The organism is Vreelandella piezotolerans (assembly GCF_012427705.1).
GTDB lineage: Bacteria > Pseudomonadota > Gammaproteobacteria > Pseudomonadales > Halomonadaceae > Vreelandella > Vreelandella piezotolerans.
Window position 1 is genome coordinate 2,924,891 of sequence record NZ_CP048602.1, and the last position, 13,783, is coordinate 2,938,673.

Sequence of the window (13,783 nt, forward strand, 5' to 3'; positions counted from 1 at the left end):
CGTCGCCAAGATGAGGAGAGCAACGTGAAAGCACGGGTAAAATGGACCGATGGTCGTCAGTTCGTCGCAGAGTCGGGTAGCGGGCACAGCGTAGTGATCGATGGTCCGCCCGATCACGGTGGCCGCAATACCGGCCCGCGGCCGATGGAAATGCTGCTGATGGGCATGGGAAGCTGCACCGCTTTCGATATCTTGAACATTCTCGATAAGGCCCGCGCCGATGTCACCGACTGCGTGGCGGAGCTCGACGCCGAGCGTGCCGACGAAGTGCCCTCTGTGTTTACCAAGATTCACGTCCACTTTGTCGTTACAGGCCGCAGCCTGAAAGAAAAGCAGGTACAACGGGCGGTAGAGCTGTCCGCGGAGAAGTATTGCAGCGCCTCGATTATGCTCGTCAACGGCGGCGTCGAGATTACTCACTCCTTCGAGATTATCGAAGCTTGAGCCCTGCGCCGCGAGACGGTCGCTCTGCGTCAAAAAAAATCGCCTGGCCGGATGCAACCCACGCCACGGGCGGGCATAATACGCCCGCTTGTTTCTCCCCCTACTGCGTAGTGCGGGGCCGCGTCGGACGTCGCGGCTGCTTCAGCACGGTAACAAGTGTTTATCGGTTCCGGCGCTGGATCGTCGGGGTGTCTTCATCTGCCATAGGGAGGTTCGGACGTGTCAGATAATCTCCGACTCCACGGGTTCAACAACCTGACCAGCTCGTTGAGCTTCAATATTTACGACATCTGTTACGCCAAGACCGAAGAGCAGCGTGCGGCTTACATCGACTATATCGATGAGCTTTACAACGCCGAACGTTTGACGCAGATTCTCAAGGACGTGACCAATATCATCGGCGCCCACGTGCTGAATATTTCACGCCAGGATTACGAACCCCACGGGGCGAGCGTCACCATCCTGATCGCCGAGCACGAGCTGGATGAACCCACGCCGGGTCAAACCGAGCCGGGGCCGGGCCCGCTACCGGAAACCGTGGTCGCGCACCTGGACAAGAGCCACGTGACGGTGCACAGCTACCCAGAATCGCACCCGGACAACGGCATTAGTACCTTCCGTTTGGATATCGATGTCTCGACCTGTGGTCATATCAGCCCGCTGAAAGCGCTGAACTACCTGATCCACAGCTTCGACTCCGACATCGTGACCATGGATTACCGCGTACGTGGTTTTACCCGGGACGTGGATGGCAAAAAACTGTTCATTGATCACGATATCACGTCCATTCAGGACTACTTGGCAGAAGATACCAAGCAGGCCTACCAGATGATTGACGTGAATGTGTATCAAGAAAACATGTTCCACACCAAGATGCTGCTCAAGGATTTCGAACTGGATAACTACCTGTTCGGCACCTCACGTCGCGACATCACCTTCGAAGAAGCACGAGACATCGAAAGCCGTCTGCGCAAAGAGATGCTGGAAATTTTCTACTCCCGCAACCTCGACTAATACATGGCTGTAAGACCGCCTCGATACCAATGAAAAGCTGCCCGCGGGCAGCTTTTTTCTTACCTTGACTGGGCAGCGATGGCTAGTAAACACTCTCCTCGCCCTCTGGGCGAGTCTTGAACCGCCGATGCAGCCATAGATACTGCTCGGGATGTTTGCGTATCGCCCGCTCGATGAAGACATTCACCCGCGAGGCATCGGCCATTTCATCCCCACTAGGGAACTCCTCGAACGCCGGCAAACACTCGATGGTGTAGGTGCGATTATCCGGGTTGCGGTGGAACATCAGCGGAACGACGGGGGCGCCCGTCATGCGGGCGATTTTCGAGGTGAGACGGATGGTCGCCGCCGGCTGACCAAACAGCGGCGCAAAGACGCTGACATCGCGGCCGAAATCCTGATCCGGTGAGTACCACACGATGTGCCCCGCTTTGATGCGGCGCACCACGCCGCGCAGGTCATGGCGATCAATGGCTTGGCCAAAGATGCGTGAACGTGCTCGGGTCATGAATCGCTCGAAGAGCGGGTTGTTATGGGGGCGGTAAACCACATCTGCCGGGAAGAACAGCGAGTGTAACGCCCCGCCTAAGTCCAGCGTCGAAAAGTGGATACCCACCACCAGCACGCCTTTGCCCTGGGCTTTAGCGCGTGCAAGGTGCTCTTGGCCGTGATAGGCCACTCGATGACGCAGCCCTTCGGCATCACGACACCAGCCAGTTGCGGTTTCGACCAAACCGATCCCGTTGGCAATGAAGGTCTCTTTGACCAGTTGGCGCTGCTCGTCGGCGCTTTTTTCTGGAAAGCAGAGCGCGATGTTCGTGGCGGTGATGTGCCGACGACGCTTCACGAAGCGCCACGCCAGCAGGCCAATCGCTTTCCCCACCCAGAGCTTCACGCGCCAAGGAAGCCACGCGGCCACGTACATAAGGCCAATCGCCAGCCATGTTGGCCAGTAACGAGGGTGCGCAAAGGAGCGCGGATTAGACGCGTTAGACATACCGATAACCGTTCAAACGTTAGCCCCATGATAACGCCGAGGAGCTCTAGGCAGCACCCCGGTGAGCAGTGTATAGCTGATGGTAGCGCAATAGCGGGCCACCTCATCCACCGGCAGTACGGCGCCATTGCTGGCTGCTCCCCATAGCACCACTTCACTGCCAATGGCCGCTTCGGGTACATCGGTCACGTCCACCGTCAGCATGTCCATCGACACCTTTCCAGCAATCGGGCAGCGCTGGCCATTGACTAGCACCGGCGTGCCGTCGACCGCGTGGCGATCATAGCCATCGCCATACCCTGCCGCCACCACGGCAATCTTGGAGGGACGCGGGGCCTTCCAGCGCCCGCCGTAGCCGACCTGCTCGCCGGTATCGAGTTCGCGCAGCGCGATGATTTTCGAGCGTAACGACATGACCGGGCGTAGCTGGCGGGTGACGTCGTTGGCCACTTCCAGCGGGTCGCTGCCATAGAGCATCACCCCAGGGCGATTCCAATCACCGTGAGCGACTGGCCAGGCCAGCGTCGCCGGAGAGTTGGCCAAACACAGCGGTGCCTTCAGTTCATCCGCTAGCCCTTGCAGCACGCGCATCTGCTGGTTGAAGACGCTAGGGTCTTGGGCATCGGCACTGGCAAAGTGGCTCATAAGGTGCAGCGCCGTTACCTGGGGTGCGTCGACCAGCCGCTGCCACACGCTGGCCACTTGCTCGGGCGAGAACCCCAGCCGGTGCATGCCGGAATCCACCTTCAGCCAAACAGGAATCGGCTGCCGGGGCGAATAAGACAGCAGCGCCTCTACCTGCCAGGCGCTATGAACGCTGATCCACAGACGGTGTTCATCTACCAGGGCCAGCTCGTCGGCGTCGAAGATACCCTCGAGCAGGACAATGGGGGCTTGGATACCGCCTTCACGCAGGCTCAACGCTTCTTCGATGCACGCCACGGCAAAGGCCGGGACGTCGGCTTCCAGCGCACGGGCGCAGGCCAGTGCTCCATGCCCATAGGCGTCGGCTTTGATCACCGCTACCGAGCGGCTTTGCGGGGCGCAGCGACACGCCAGTCGATAGTTGTGACGCAGGGCGTCCAAATCAATATGGGCCACTAGCGGGCGCATGGCATTCTCGCTCTTTCATCTACCATTTCATTCACTATCTCGTTCACCCTCTCATTCACTCCTGCATGGGCAGGTAATGCCGCTGGCGGATGGACAATGCTGACACGATCAAGCGTCCCGCCCGGCAGCGGTGGAAAACCTTTCGCCCAAAAACAGCGCACCGAGTGGGTCACTCGGTGCGCTATCTGTGCTGCGTGCCTAGGCTTGGCCAGAACGGCTGACGCGACTCACGACGATCGCCTAGCTCTCGAAAATCGCGTCGAGAGAGAGGCCCTGTTTTTCCAGCGAGCGGCGTAGCTTCTTTAGCGCTTCTACCTGGATTTGACGCACCCGCTCACGGGTGAGACCAATTTCGGCACCCACCTCTTCTAGCGTTGCCGCCTCGTGGCCGCGTAGACCAAAGCGACGCACCACGACTTCTCGCTGCTTCTCGCTCAGTTCATCCAGCCAGTGGTCTACGTGCTCACGCACGTCGCCGTCCACTAAGCAGGCTTCCGGGCCGAGTACTTCATCATCGGTGAGCGTATCGATCAGCGGCTTGTCGCTTTCGCCTCCCATGGGATAATCCACCGACGATACTCGTTCGTTCAGCCCGAGCATTTTCTTGACCGTCTCGACCGGCTTGTCGAGATGTTCGGCAATCTCTTCGGCGGTGGCTTCGTGGTCCAGCTTTTGGGTCAGTTCACGAGCAGCGCGCAGATAAATATTCAGCTCTTTAACCACATGGATAGGCAGACGAATGGTGCGCGTCTGATTCATCAACGCACGCTCGATGGTCTGGCGAATCCACCATGTGGCGTACGTCGAGAAGCGAAAACCCCGTTCGGGATCGAACTTCTCTACCGCACGGATCAAACCAAGATTACCTTCTTCGATCAGATCGAGCAGCGTCAACCCCCGGTTCAAGTAACGTCTGGCAATTTTAACCACCAAGCGCAAGTTCGACTCGATCATCCTCGAACGTCCCAGGGCATCGCCTTTACGCGCCAAGCGTCCGTAATACACTTCTTCTTCCGGCGTCAGTAGCGGAGAAAAGCCAATCTCATTGAGGTAGATCTGTGTCGCGTCCAAGCTTTGAGTCGATTGACGATCTTCACGGCCTAGCGCTTTTTCGAACGCATCCTCTTCGGCTGTGGCGTCGTCATCGGCGTCATCCAACGCCTCTTCAACTTCATCCAGGTCAATCTCCTGTAGGTCCTTCTCCAGCATACTCATGGTCATACCCCCGTGGTTTCGCCTATCCGCCATGTAGAAAAGTAAGGGTGGTCGCACTTCCTGTGCGCGTGCACCTTATTGTTATATGACGCCCTGAATCAGCTGTTCGGGTAGTCTTGGCAGGTCTACCTTACACCCGCCAAGGGATGACTAGCGAGAGGGCAGATAGTCCAACGGATTTTGCGGCTGGCCATCGCGGCGCACCTCAAAATGCAGTTTGACGGCATCTGCATCGCTATCGCCCATCGTGGCGATGACTTCACCAGCCTCGACGACATCATTCTCTTTTACGCTCAAACTATCATTGTGTGCGTAGGCACTGAGAAACTGATCGTTGTGTTTCAGTAGTATTAGGTTACCGTAACCGCGTACGCCGCTACCGGCGTAGACCACGATCCCAGGACCTGCAGCACGGACAGGTTGCCCCTTTTGTCCGGCGATATCAATCCCAGCGGTGATGCTGCCGCCTTGCCCGAACTCGCCGGTCACTTGGCCGTCGGTGGGCCAGCGCCAGTCGATGTTTTCGGCAGGCGTAAAGGTCCGTGACGAACGATCGGTGCGGGCAGCTTGAGCCGGCTCAGCGGCAGGCTCTGGTGCGGCGGCGGGTGTCGGCTCAGGTTCCGGCGCGGGTGCCCGCTCGGGCTCGGGCTCCTGCTCGGGCTGAGTGCTTGGCTGCTGGGGAGCAGCCACCTCAGACGCCTCGGTAGCGGCAGCGACCTGTTGAGACGCCTCGACCGCCGTGCGCTCCGCACGCTCTGCCGTTAGCCGCTGGTTGCGCTCGATGGCACTCTCGTCCGGCAGCAGCCAGTCGAGTTCCTGGTCATTGCTCGCCACGGCAGTGGCTTGTGGTTGTAGCCCCGTAGCAACGGCACCGCTGGTCGAAGCGGGTGACGCGTTGCCGCCAGACGCAGTCGACATGCCTCCCGCGCCTTCACGCAAAGCGATGGTTTGACCAGGATAAATTTGGTAAGGCGCGTCGATATTGTTGATGGCGGCGAGCTGGCGATAGTCCAGATTGTGCTGCCACGCGATGCCATAGAGCGTATCGCCTGCTTTGACGGTGTACTGTGGTGAGTTTTCCACCGCACGGCGTGCGTCGCTCAAATCGCGCACCTGGGGGGTGTTGGACTGCTGACTGGCACAGCCACTCACCGCCAGTGCAAGCACCGTCATCATAAAAACCTTACGCATGGAAACCCTACTCCTGTTCAACGCCGTGCTAACGATCAATGGAACGATTATCTGTCGAGTGATGCTGGGCATGAGTGGCCGCACGCCGGTTGAGCGCTACGACGAGTAGCGCACCGACGACCATCAACGTTATCACGCCAGTTACCTGTGCCGACGCCCCTGTCAGCACGGCGTAATCGCTGGGTAACAAATAGCGGTAAGCCAGCGGGATCATCTGCCCATCGGGGCCTAGCTGGTAGCGTAACAGTTCACGCCAGGGCCAGAGAACCGGTAGCGAGCCGATAATGAAGCCCAGCAGCAGCTGCAACGTCGCGCCATGGTAGCGCCGTAGCAGCCACGATAGCAGGCGCGACGAGAGTGCCAGCCCCACCACACAGCCCATTCCAAACAGTATGATAATACCGATGTCGAAGCTGCGAATAGCCCCCATGATGGTGCCGTAGAGCCCCATCGTCAGCAGTAAAAAGCTGCCCGATACGCCGGGCAGCAACATGGCACTGATCGCAATGGCACCCGCCAGGATGACGACTAGCGACTCGTTACCCACCATGAGCACCAGCGGCATTAGGCTCGGCAACCATTCGGCGAGCATCAAGCCGATGAGCAGCGGCAGCAAGTACCAAATTTTCCATCGATCACCGGCTTGACCGACCACCAAGGCCGACGCCGCGACCAGCCCAAAAAAGAAGCCTTCCAACAGTAGCGGATAGGCCTCCATCAGCCACAGCGCCAAGTGGGCAACGCTGAACAAGCTGACCGCCACACCCAGCAGCAGCGGCAGCAAAAAGGCCACGTTCAAATGCTGCGACAGCCCTTTCCAGCCGCCGCGGCGCCATGCGCCAAGGGCGCTGGGGCCAAACTGCTTGATGGTATCGATGAGTTCTTCGTAAATACCGGTAATAAAGGCAATCGTGCCTCCCGAGACGCCGGGAACGGCATCGGCCGCGCCCATCCCAGCGCCTCGCAAAAACAGTCCTAGGGGTCGACGCTTCAATCCACCACTCCTTGCAATAAAGGTACGAAACGCACGGGTTCTAAGCGGCGCTTTTCGAAGGCGGAGCCAATCCGCTTGATTTGGGTCAGCCACTGGCTGCCGTCTGGCTCTTCCAGCGGCGCGATCATCACGCCATCGGGGCGGAGCTGTTCCAGCAGCGCCTCAGGCAGCGTTTGCGCACAAGCGGTGAGCAGGATGACGTCGAAAGGGGCTGCTTCCGGCCACCCCTCACCGCCATCGGCGACGGCCAGCGTGGCCGGTGCTTGCAGCCGCCAAAGACGTTCGGCGGCACGCTCGTGCAGGGTATAGATTCGCTCCACGGAGTAAAGCGTTTCTACCAGCCGCGATAGAATCAGTGTTTGATAGCCTGAGCCAGTGCCCACTTCTAGCACGCACCGGGGCGATGCGCGCAGCACTAACTCCGTCATGCGCGCCACCGTTAGCGGCTGCGACAGCGTTTGGCCGAAGCCAATGGGCAGTGCGGTGTCTTCATAAGCGCGATGGGCCAGCGCTTCGTCGACGAACAGATGGCGAGGCTCGCTGGCCATGACGTCCAGTACGCGCGGGTCGCTCACGCCTTGCTGGACCAGGCGCTCGATCATACGATCTCGAGTGCGCTGAGAGGTCATGCCCCGCCCGCGCAGCTCCCTAGGGGATAGATCAGGCAAAGGCATCCAACCAATCCTGCACATCACGACGCGCCGGGTGGCGCGTTAAATCGGTTTGCAGCGGCGTGATCGACACATAGCCTGCATCGACGGCGGCAAAGTCAGTATCCTCTCCGTCATCGGCATTCGCCGCCACAGGCGCGATCCAGTAGCGCGTACGCCCTCGGGGATCTTTGACGGGCACCGGTTTTTCTGCGGGCCCGCGATAGCCGAGACGCGTGACCTTGACACCCTTGATCGCTTCCCAGGGAACGTCTGGCACGTTCACGTTCAGCAGCGTGCGCGGCGGCAGCGAGAGCTGGTCGGCCGCGCCGATCAAGCTGGCAGCAAACTTGGCTGCCGTGGCAAAGTGTTGGGTGCCGCATAGCGACATGGCGATGGCCGTCATGCCGAGATTGCGTCCCTCCATCGCAGCGGCCACCGTGCCCGAGTAAAGCACGTCGTCCCCCAGGTTACTGCCATGATTGATACCCGAGATGACCAGATCCGGACGCTCGTCCCACACGCCGTTGACGCCCAGATAAACGCAGTCCGCGGGCGTGCCATCGACACTGTAAAAACCGTTCTCTAGCGCGGTAAGCGACAGCGGACGCGACAGCGTGAGCGAGTTACTTGCGCCGCTACGGTCGCGATCCGGGGCGACCACGCGCAAATGGGCATGGGGCAAAAGCGCCTCGTAGAGCGCACGTAAGCCAGGAGCATGGACGCCGTCATCGTTGGAAAGCAGCAGTCGCCGCATCAGAACCTCCTTTTTACTTCGGCGTCAAGCCGTGTCGGGATGATGAATCAATTCGCCAATCACCGCCGTCGCGAAGCTGCCCCGGGGCAGCGCGAACGAGAGTAGCACGGACTCTTGTTCGAAGGTGGCCTGAGGCGCGATCAGCCGGGCACGCAGCGCACGCTGTCCACGTTTGACGCCGCTCTGCTCGAGGCCGGCGCACAGTGCGGGATGGCGTGCCGCCAATTGCGCTTCGTAACGGCCCGCGTCACCGCCTGCCCCGCCGCCCACACCCCACAAAACGCCTGTGGGATGAACATCCAGCGCGGCGGCGCGTGCCACCAAGCGCTCCTCGACGTCATCGATGGTAAACACGCTTTGCGTGCCATCGAGCATCAAGGTATCGCCCGCGACGGGCTGGCACCAGTTACCGTCTGCCAGTCGGGCACTGAGCAGCTCGTTGAACAGAAAGCTGCGCGCGGTCGAAAGCATCATCCCCTGGCGATCATCGCGTTTGCGCCAACCTTTGGCCAGTACGGCAGCGGCGCGCTGCAGATTGCGCGCACCAGCGCCAAACCGCTGGTGGCCAAAGTAGTTGGGGACTCCTTGGGCGCAGAGCGCTTCCCAACGCGGCAATAAATCGTTTGGGCGAACCGCGTCACCACTTAGGCGCAGCGTAAAATGATTCGTGCGGTGCACGCCCCGCTTTAACTTTCGCGGATGACGCGCCATGGCCAGCACCGTGACGCCCGCTGTGCCGAGCGTGGCAGTTAAGTCCTCAGGCGCTTCGCGACCGGGCAGATGAACGCTCAGCCACTGGCGCGCAACGGCCACGCGATCCTTCATACCGGAGTAGCCGATATCGCGCGGGGTGACACCGCACAAACGGCCGAGCAGTTTCACCACATCTAACGTGGTTTGGTTACGCTTTTCAAGGCGTAGCCACAGATGCTCGCCGTGTTCCTCCGGGGTAAAGTCGAGCTGTTCATCGACGATGAAGTCTTCCGGCCGAGCGCGATACTGGCCGGGCGCAGGCACGCCGAATGTTGGCGTCAAGCTGCGCTGCCAGGTGGGGAGATCAAGCATTCGATGCCTCTTGCGCGGCCAGCAGCACCACCGCTTCGGCGGCGATCCCCTCCCCCCGCCCGGTAAAGCCAAGACGTTCGGTGGTGGTGGCTTTAACGTTGACCTGCCCCAGCGTCACGCCTATTTCCTCGGCAATCGCGACACGCATGGCCTCGATGTGCGGCGCCATTTTGGGCGCTTGCGCCATGATGGTAGCGTCCAGGTTTACGACGTCGAACCCTTCGTCCCTCACCAGCGCGACCACATGACGAAGTAAGCCGCGACTGTCCGCGCCTTTCCATGCCGGGTCGGTATCGGGAAAGTGGCGGCCAATATCGCCCAGCGCACAGGCGCCGAGCAGCGCATCGCTGATGGCGTGGAGCAGCACATCGCCATCGGAGTGGGCAACGAAGCCCTGTTCGAACGGCAGCTTGACGCCACCGATCATCAAATGATCACCCGGCCCAAAGCGGTGTACATCGAAGCCGTGGCCAATTCGCATTAGAAACTCCTGTTACTTGAGCTGCGCTGGGCTGCCATGATGGCCGTTGCCAACGCTAAATCGTCAGGGTGGGTGACTTTCATATTATCGCGCCGCCCACTAACGAGCTGGGGAGCTTCCCCCAACGCCTCGACGGCCGAGGCTTCATCCGTGACCAGGGTGCCCTGCTGCTGGGCCTTGGTCAGCGCGCGCCTCAGCAGCGCATAGCGAAACCCTTGCGGCGTCAGCGCGTGCCACAGGCCATCACGGGGTTCGGTGGCGTGGCTTAGTTGGTCCCCCTGATCGCGCTTCATGGTATCTGCTACCGGCATGGCCAGCAGGGCACCACTGGGATGAGACTGGGCCGCCCGATACAAGGCGTGCAGATCGGCGCGGGTGATACAAGGTCGCGCGACGTCGTGCACCATGACCAAGTCGCTGTCGTTGGCCGCGATGGCCTCCAGTGCGTTCATCACGCTATCCATCCGTTCTATACCGCCGGGCACCTGCTGCCAGTGAGTGAACGGTACCCAGTCTGGCCGAAACCAGTGATCCTCTGGGTCCAGGCAAAGCACTAAATGCGCCTGAGGGAAGGCATCATGCAGACGTGCAAGGGTGTGCGCCAAGATGGGTTGGCCTTCCAGGGGAAGGTACTGTTTGGGCTTGTCGGCGCCCATTCGTTTCCCCTGCCCGGCCGCAGGCACAACGAGCCAAAGCGGCGAGGTCTGCATCACTCGCTCTCACCGTCGGCTGGAATGACACCGGGCTGAGCGACTAGCCCGGCATGAATGCCGACCAACTCGTTTTCGATGGCCACGCCCGGCACCCAGAAGAACTGCTCGTCGGTGCGCACCATGCCCATGTCGCTGCGGGCGCGTTCCTCGATGGCATCCAACCCGGTTTTCAAATCGGTGACTTCCGCCGCCAGCCGTGCGTTGCGTTCACGCAGCGGATCATTGGCCGCCTCCTGCAGGGCCACCCGCTGCTCCACCTGCTGCAGATCTTGCCAGCCGCCGTTGCCCAGCCAAAGTTGGTACTGTAGCAACCCCAACACGGTCAGTAGCAGGCCCACGAGCCATTTGTGCATCCCAGACATCCTTCGTGAAAACGGAAACGGCGCGCATTATGCCATTAAGGGTAGAGTCCAGCGAGCCGCGACGCGGTAGGCGTTACTTAAACGGTAAAGCATCTTCGGCGGCGCGGCGATAGGCCATGATATGGACACCCTCTTGCTGACAAAACTGCGCCACGCCAGCGGCCAACCCCGGGTGGGCCAAATAGTGCAGCGAACGAACCCGCTGGGGAGCAAACCCCCGTACGAGCTTGTGTTCGCCCTGGGTGCCGGGATCGAATAGCGTCATGCCCTTTGCCAAGCACGCGTCGATGCCCTGGTAGTAGCACGCTTCGAAATGCAGGCAGTCGGCGACGACCTCACTCTCCCAGTAGCGACCGTAGAGCGTCTTGCCTCCCTGGAAGTAGAGCGCTGCGGCGATGGGACGCCCCGCTAGCCGCGCCTGCACCAGCATCAGCGCTTCGGGCATCACGTGACGCAAACGTTCGAAGAAGGCGTGATTGAGGTAGGGCGGGCGTCCGCGTTCGTGGTAAGTAATGGTGTAGCAGCGGTAAAAATGCGCCATGTCGACATCGCGGATCTCCCCGCCTTCCAAACGGTGCAGGGTAATGCCCTGGTCGGCCACTAAACGCCGCTCACGCTTGATCATTTTCCGCCGCTTGGAAGTGAGGCTGGCGAGAAAGCCTTCGAAATCACCGAAACCACGATCTCGCCACTGAAACTGTACGCCTTCCCGAGCGATCAGATCAGGGCACTGGCGCTGCCACGCCTCGACTTCCGGCTCTTCGGCAAACAGCAGGTGCCAACTCGACAGCGCCAGGGTGTCACACTGCTCCCGCCAGCCTATCGCCAACTGGGCTCGAACGGCGTCGGCATCGGCGTCTGGCGCGATCAAGGTACGAGGGCCTGGCACTGGCGTGAAAGGTATCGCACTCAGCGCCTTGGGGTAATAATCGCCGCCGGCGCGCTCCAGCGCGTCGGCCCACCCCCAGTCGAACACGTACTCCCCATAGGAATGGTACTTACGGTACATTGGCAGCGCACCCACCAGCGCCTCGCCCTGCCAGACACACAGATGACAAGGCTCCCAGCCGGTGGCCGTGCTGACGGAGCCGCTGGCCTCCAGCGCGTGTAAAAACCCGTGACGTAAAAAAGGCTGTTCGTCAGACCCGAGCGCATCCCACTGGCTTGCCGCAACGGCCTCGATGGTAGGTAGAATGGAGTAGGAGAGCGGACGAGAAGGCATAACATCTCCCTGGCACACTGGCACAGATGGCGTATGCCTTACTGTACCACTCCGGCCGCTGACGCGTGTGAAGCGCCTAGTTTGTAAACAATTGTCGATCCTGCTCAAACAGCGTTTCAAGGTCGCCTGGCCCTGCGTATCGTCGGCAGTCAGTATACCCCTAAGGAGAGGCCATGAATCGCGATTTAACGGATACGTTACAGGCGCAGCGCGAGGCGGCAGGCCCGGCGCCTTTTCCCACGCTGGGCGTACGGCGCGAGCGCTTGGCGCGCCTCGCCCGCATGACGAAACGCCATCAGCACGACATCGTGCGAGCCATCCAGCTCGATTTCGGCCAGCGCAGCGAAATCGAAATCCATCTCGCTGAAATTCTTCCCGTCCTTCATGCCGCTCGCTATGCGCGCCGCCACCTGTGGCACTGGATGCGCCCTCGTCGCGCACGCGTTCCGCTGCGGCTCTGGCCAGCGCGCGCCCGAGTCGCTCCTCAGCCGCTGGGCGTCGTGGGGGTAATGTCTCCCTGGAACTATCCTTGGAGCCTTAGCATGATGCCCGCCATCGATGCGCTAGCGGCTGGCAACACGGTGATGCTCAAACCCAGCGAACACGCGCGGCACACCAGCGCACTGCTCGCCAAGCTGATTCCCCAACACTTCACGCAAGAGGAGTTCTGCGTGATCGAGGGCGGGGCCGACGTCGCCAAGACGTTCAGCGCGCTGGCGTTCGACCATCTGGTGTTTACCGGATCGACCCAGATAGGCAGGCAGGTCGCGACGGCTGCCGCCGCCAACCTAACACCGGTCACGTTGGAGCTAGGCGGCAAATCACCAGCGCTGGTGGCCAGTGATGCGGACCTCGACAGCGCCGCTGAGGCGATTATCTTCGGTAAAGGTTTCAACGCAGGACAAACCTGTATCGCGCCGGATTACGTCATCGTTGAGAGCCGCCGCTTGGACGCTCTAACCCACGCCTTGGAACGAGCCATTCGCCGCCAGCGACCCGATGCCAAAGACGCCACCGGCTACGTCAGCGACGCCCACCACGCACGAATCGAACGGCTGCTCGATGATGCCCGAGCGCGCGGTTGTCGCGTGCTCGAACACGGACCCCACGCGCCGGCGTTGGTCATCGACCCGCAGCAGAGCTTATCGCTCATGCAAGAGGAGATCTTTGGGCGGGCGCTACCGGTGATCAGCGTCAAACATATCGATGATGCCATTCGGCTGATCAATGCACGCCCTCGCCCCTTGGCGCTATATGCCTTCACCCACCAGAAGGCGCTGCAGGAGACGCTTCGCCATCAAACGTGTTCCGGGGCGTTGGTGTTCAATGAGACCCTCCTTCACCACGCCGTACCGACTCTTCCTTTTGGTGGCGTTGGCGAGAGTGGCAGCGGCGCTTACCACGGCCGCCACGGGTTTGAACGCTTTAGCCATCAACGTAGCGTGTTCTACCAGCCCAAGCGCTCCAATAGCGGCTGGTTAAGACCGCCCTATCATCGCTGGCTGCTGCATTTGCTGCGTCTTGGTTAAAGCTAGGGGATTAATGTCCGATATTTATTTAATACG

The 13,783-nt window shown here is 60.6% G+C and carries 15 protein-coding genes; 3 read left to right on the plus strand and 12 right to left on the minus strand.

The window, feature by feature from the left end:
* Window positions 1–24 precede the first annotated feature (24 nt).
* Window positions 25–444 carry an OsmC family protein gene (locus tag GYM47_RS13385; RefSeq protein ID WP_139526503.1) on the plus strand — a complete coding sequence of 140 codons (420 nt, stop codon included), beginning with the start codon at window positions 25–27 and terminating at the stop codon, window positions 442–444.
* Between the two features lie 219 nt (window positions 445–663).
* Window positions 664–1,458 (plus strand): adenosylmethionine decarboxylase, encoded by a 795-nt coding sequence (speD, locus tag GYM47_RS13390; RefSeq protein ID WP_044629679.1) that lies wholly within the window; start codon window positions 664–666, stop codon window positions 1,456–1,458.
* Window positions 1,459–1,540: 82 nt separating this feature from the next.
* Here the strand turns inward: speD and lpxL are convergent, their stop codons facing one another.
* The 12 genes from lpxL to GYM47_RS13450 all read right to left on the minus strand — a co-directional run bounded on the left by lpxL (window position 1,541) and on the right by GYM47_RS13450 (window position 12,218).
* Window positions 1,541–2,455 (minus strand): LpxL/LpxP family Kdo(2)-lipid IV(A) lauroyl/palmitoleoyl acyltransferase, encoded by a 915-nt coding sequence (gene lpxL, locus GYM47_RS13395; protein ID WP_153842596.1) that lies wholly within the window; start codon window positions 2,453–2,455, stop codon window positions 1,541–1,543.
* 12 nt (window positions 2,456–2,467) lie between these two features.
* Window positions 2,468–3,568: an alanine racemase gene (alr, locus tag GYM47_RS13400; RefSeq protein ID WP_153842595.1), complete on the minus strand. Its 1,101-nt coding sequence runs from the start codon at window positions 3,566–3,568 to the stop codon at window positions 2,468–2,470.
* 240 nt (window positions 3,569–3,808) lie between these two features.
* Window positions 3,809–4,783, minus strand: coding sequence for an RNA polymerase sigma factor RpoS (rpoS, locus tag GYM47_RS13405; protein WP_139526500.1), 975 nt, complete (start codon window positions 4,781–4,783; stop codon window positions 3,809–3,811).
* Between the two features lie 150 nt (window positions 4,784–4,933).
* Complete coding sequence (locus GYM47_RS13410; protein ID WP_153842594.1) at window positions 4,934–5,974, minus strand: peptidoglycan DD-metalloendopeptidase family protein; 1,041 nt, start codon at window positions 5,972–5,974, stop codon at window positions 4,934–4,936.
* 28 nt (window positions 5,975–6,002) lie between these two features.
* Window positions 6,003–6,968 (minus strand): DUF368 domain-containing protein, encoded by a 966-nt coding sequence (locus GYM47_RS13415; RefSeq protein WP_139526498.1) that lies wholly within the window; start codon window positions 6,966–6,968, stop codon window positions 6,003–6,005.
* Window positions 6,965–7,642, minus strand: a complete 678-nt coding sequence (locus tag GYM47_RS13420; RefSeq protein ID WP_139526497.1) for a protein-L-isoaspartate(D-aspartate) O-methyltransferase — start codon at window positions 7,640–7,642, stop codon at window positions 6,965–6,967. Before GYM47_RS13420 ends, GYM47_RS13415 begins: the two co-directional genes overlap by 4 nt.
* Window positions 7,629–8,375 (minus strand): 5'/3'-nucleotidase SurE, encoded by a 747-nt coding sequence (gene surE, locus GYM47_RS13425; protein WP_153842593.1) that lies wholly within the window; start codon window positions 8,373–8,375, stop codon window positions 7,629–7,631. Before surE ends, GYM47_RS13420 begins: the two co-directional genes overlap by 14 nt.
* Window positions 8,376–8,399: 24 nt before the next feature.
* Window positions 8,400–9,440, minus strand: a complete 1,041-nt coding sequence (gene truD, locus GYM47_RS13430; RefSeq protein WP_153842592.1) for a tRNA pseudouridine(13) synthase TruD — start codon at window positions 9,438–9,440, stop codon at window positions 8,400–8,402.
* The gene (gene ispF, locus GYM47_RS13435; protein WP_153842591.1) at window positions 9,433–9,921 is read right to left on the minus strand and encodes a 2-C-methyl-D-erythritol 2,4-cyclodiphosphate synthase; all 489 of its coding nucleotides are present in this window, start codon (window positions 9,919–9,921) and stop codon (window positions 9,433–9,435) included. Before ispF ends, truD begins: the two co-directional genes overlap by 8 nt.
* A complete protein-coding gene (gene ispD, locus GYM47_RS13440; protein ID WP_153842590.1) occupies window positions 9,921–10,631 on the minus strand; it encodes a 2-C-methyl-D-erythritol 4-phosphate cytidylyltransferase in 711 nt (236 codons plus the stop codon). Before ispD ends, ispF begins: the two co-directional genes overlap by 1 nt.
* Window positions 10,631–10,987, minus strand: a complete 357-nt coding sequence (gene ftsB, locus GYM47_RS13445) for a cell division protein FtsB (protein WP_139526492.1) — start codon at window positions 10,985–10,987, stop codon at window positions 10,631–10,633. The genes ispD and ftsB overlap by 1 nt, the downstream gene beginning before the upstream one ends.
* Window positions 10,988–11,069: 82 nt before the next feature.
* Window positions 11,070–12,218 carry a GNAT family N-acetyltransferase gene (locus GYM47_RS13450; protein WP_153842589.1) on the minus strand — a complete coding sequence of 383 codons (1,149 nt, stop codon included), beginning with the start codon at window positions 12,216–12,218 and terminating at the stop codon, window positions 11,070–11,072.
* A 173-nt stretch (window positions 12,219–12,391) separates the two neighbouring features.
* Between GYM47_RS13450 and GYM47_RS13455 the strand changes: the two genes are divergently transcribed.
* The gene (locus GYM47_RS13455) at window positions 12,392–13,747 is read left to right on the plus strand and encodes an aldehyde dehydrogenase family protein (RefSeq protein WP_153842588.1); all 1,356 of its coding nucleotides are present in this window, start codon (window positions 12,392–12,394) and stop codon (window positions 13,745–13,747) included.
* Window positions 13,748–13,783: the final 36 nt, after the last annotated feature.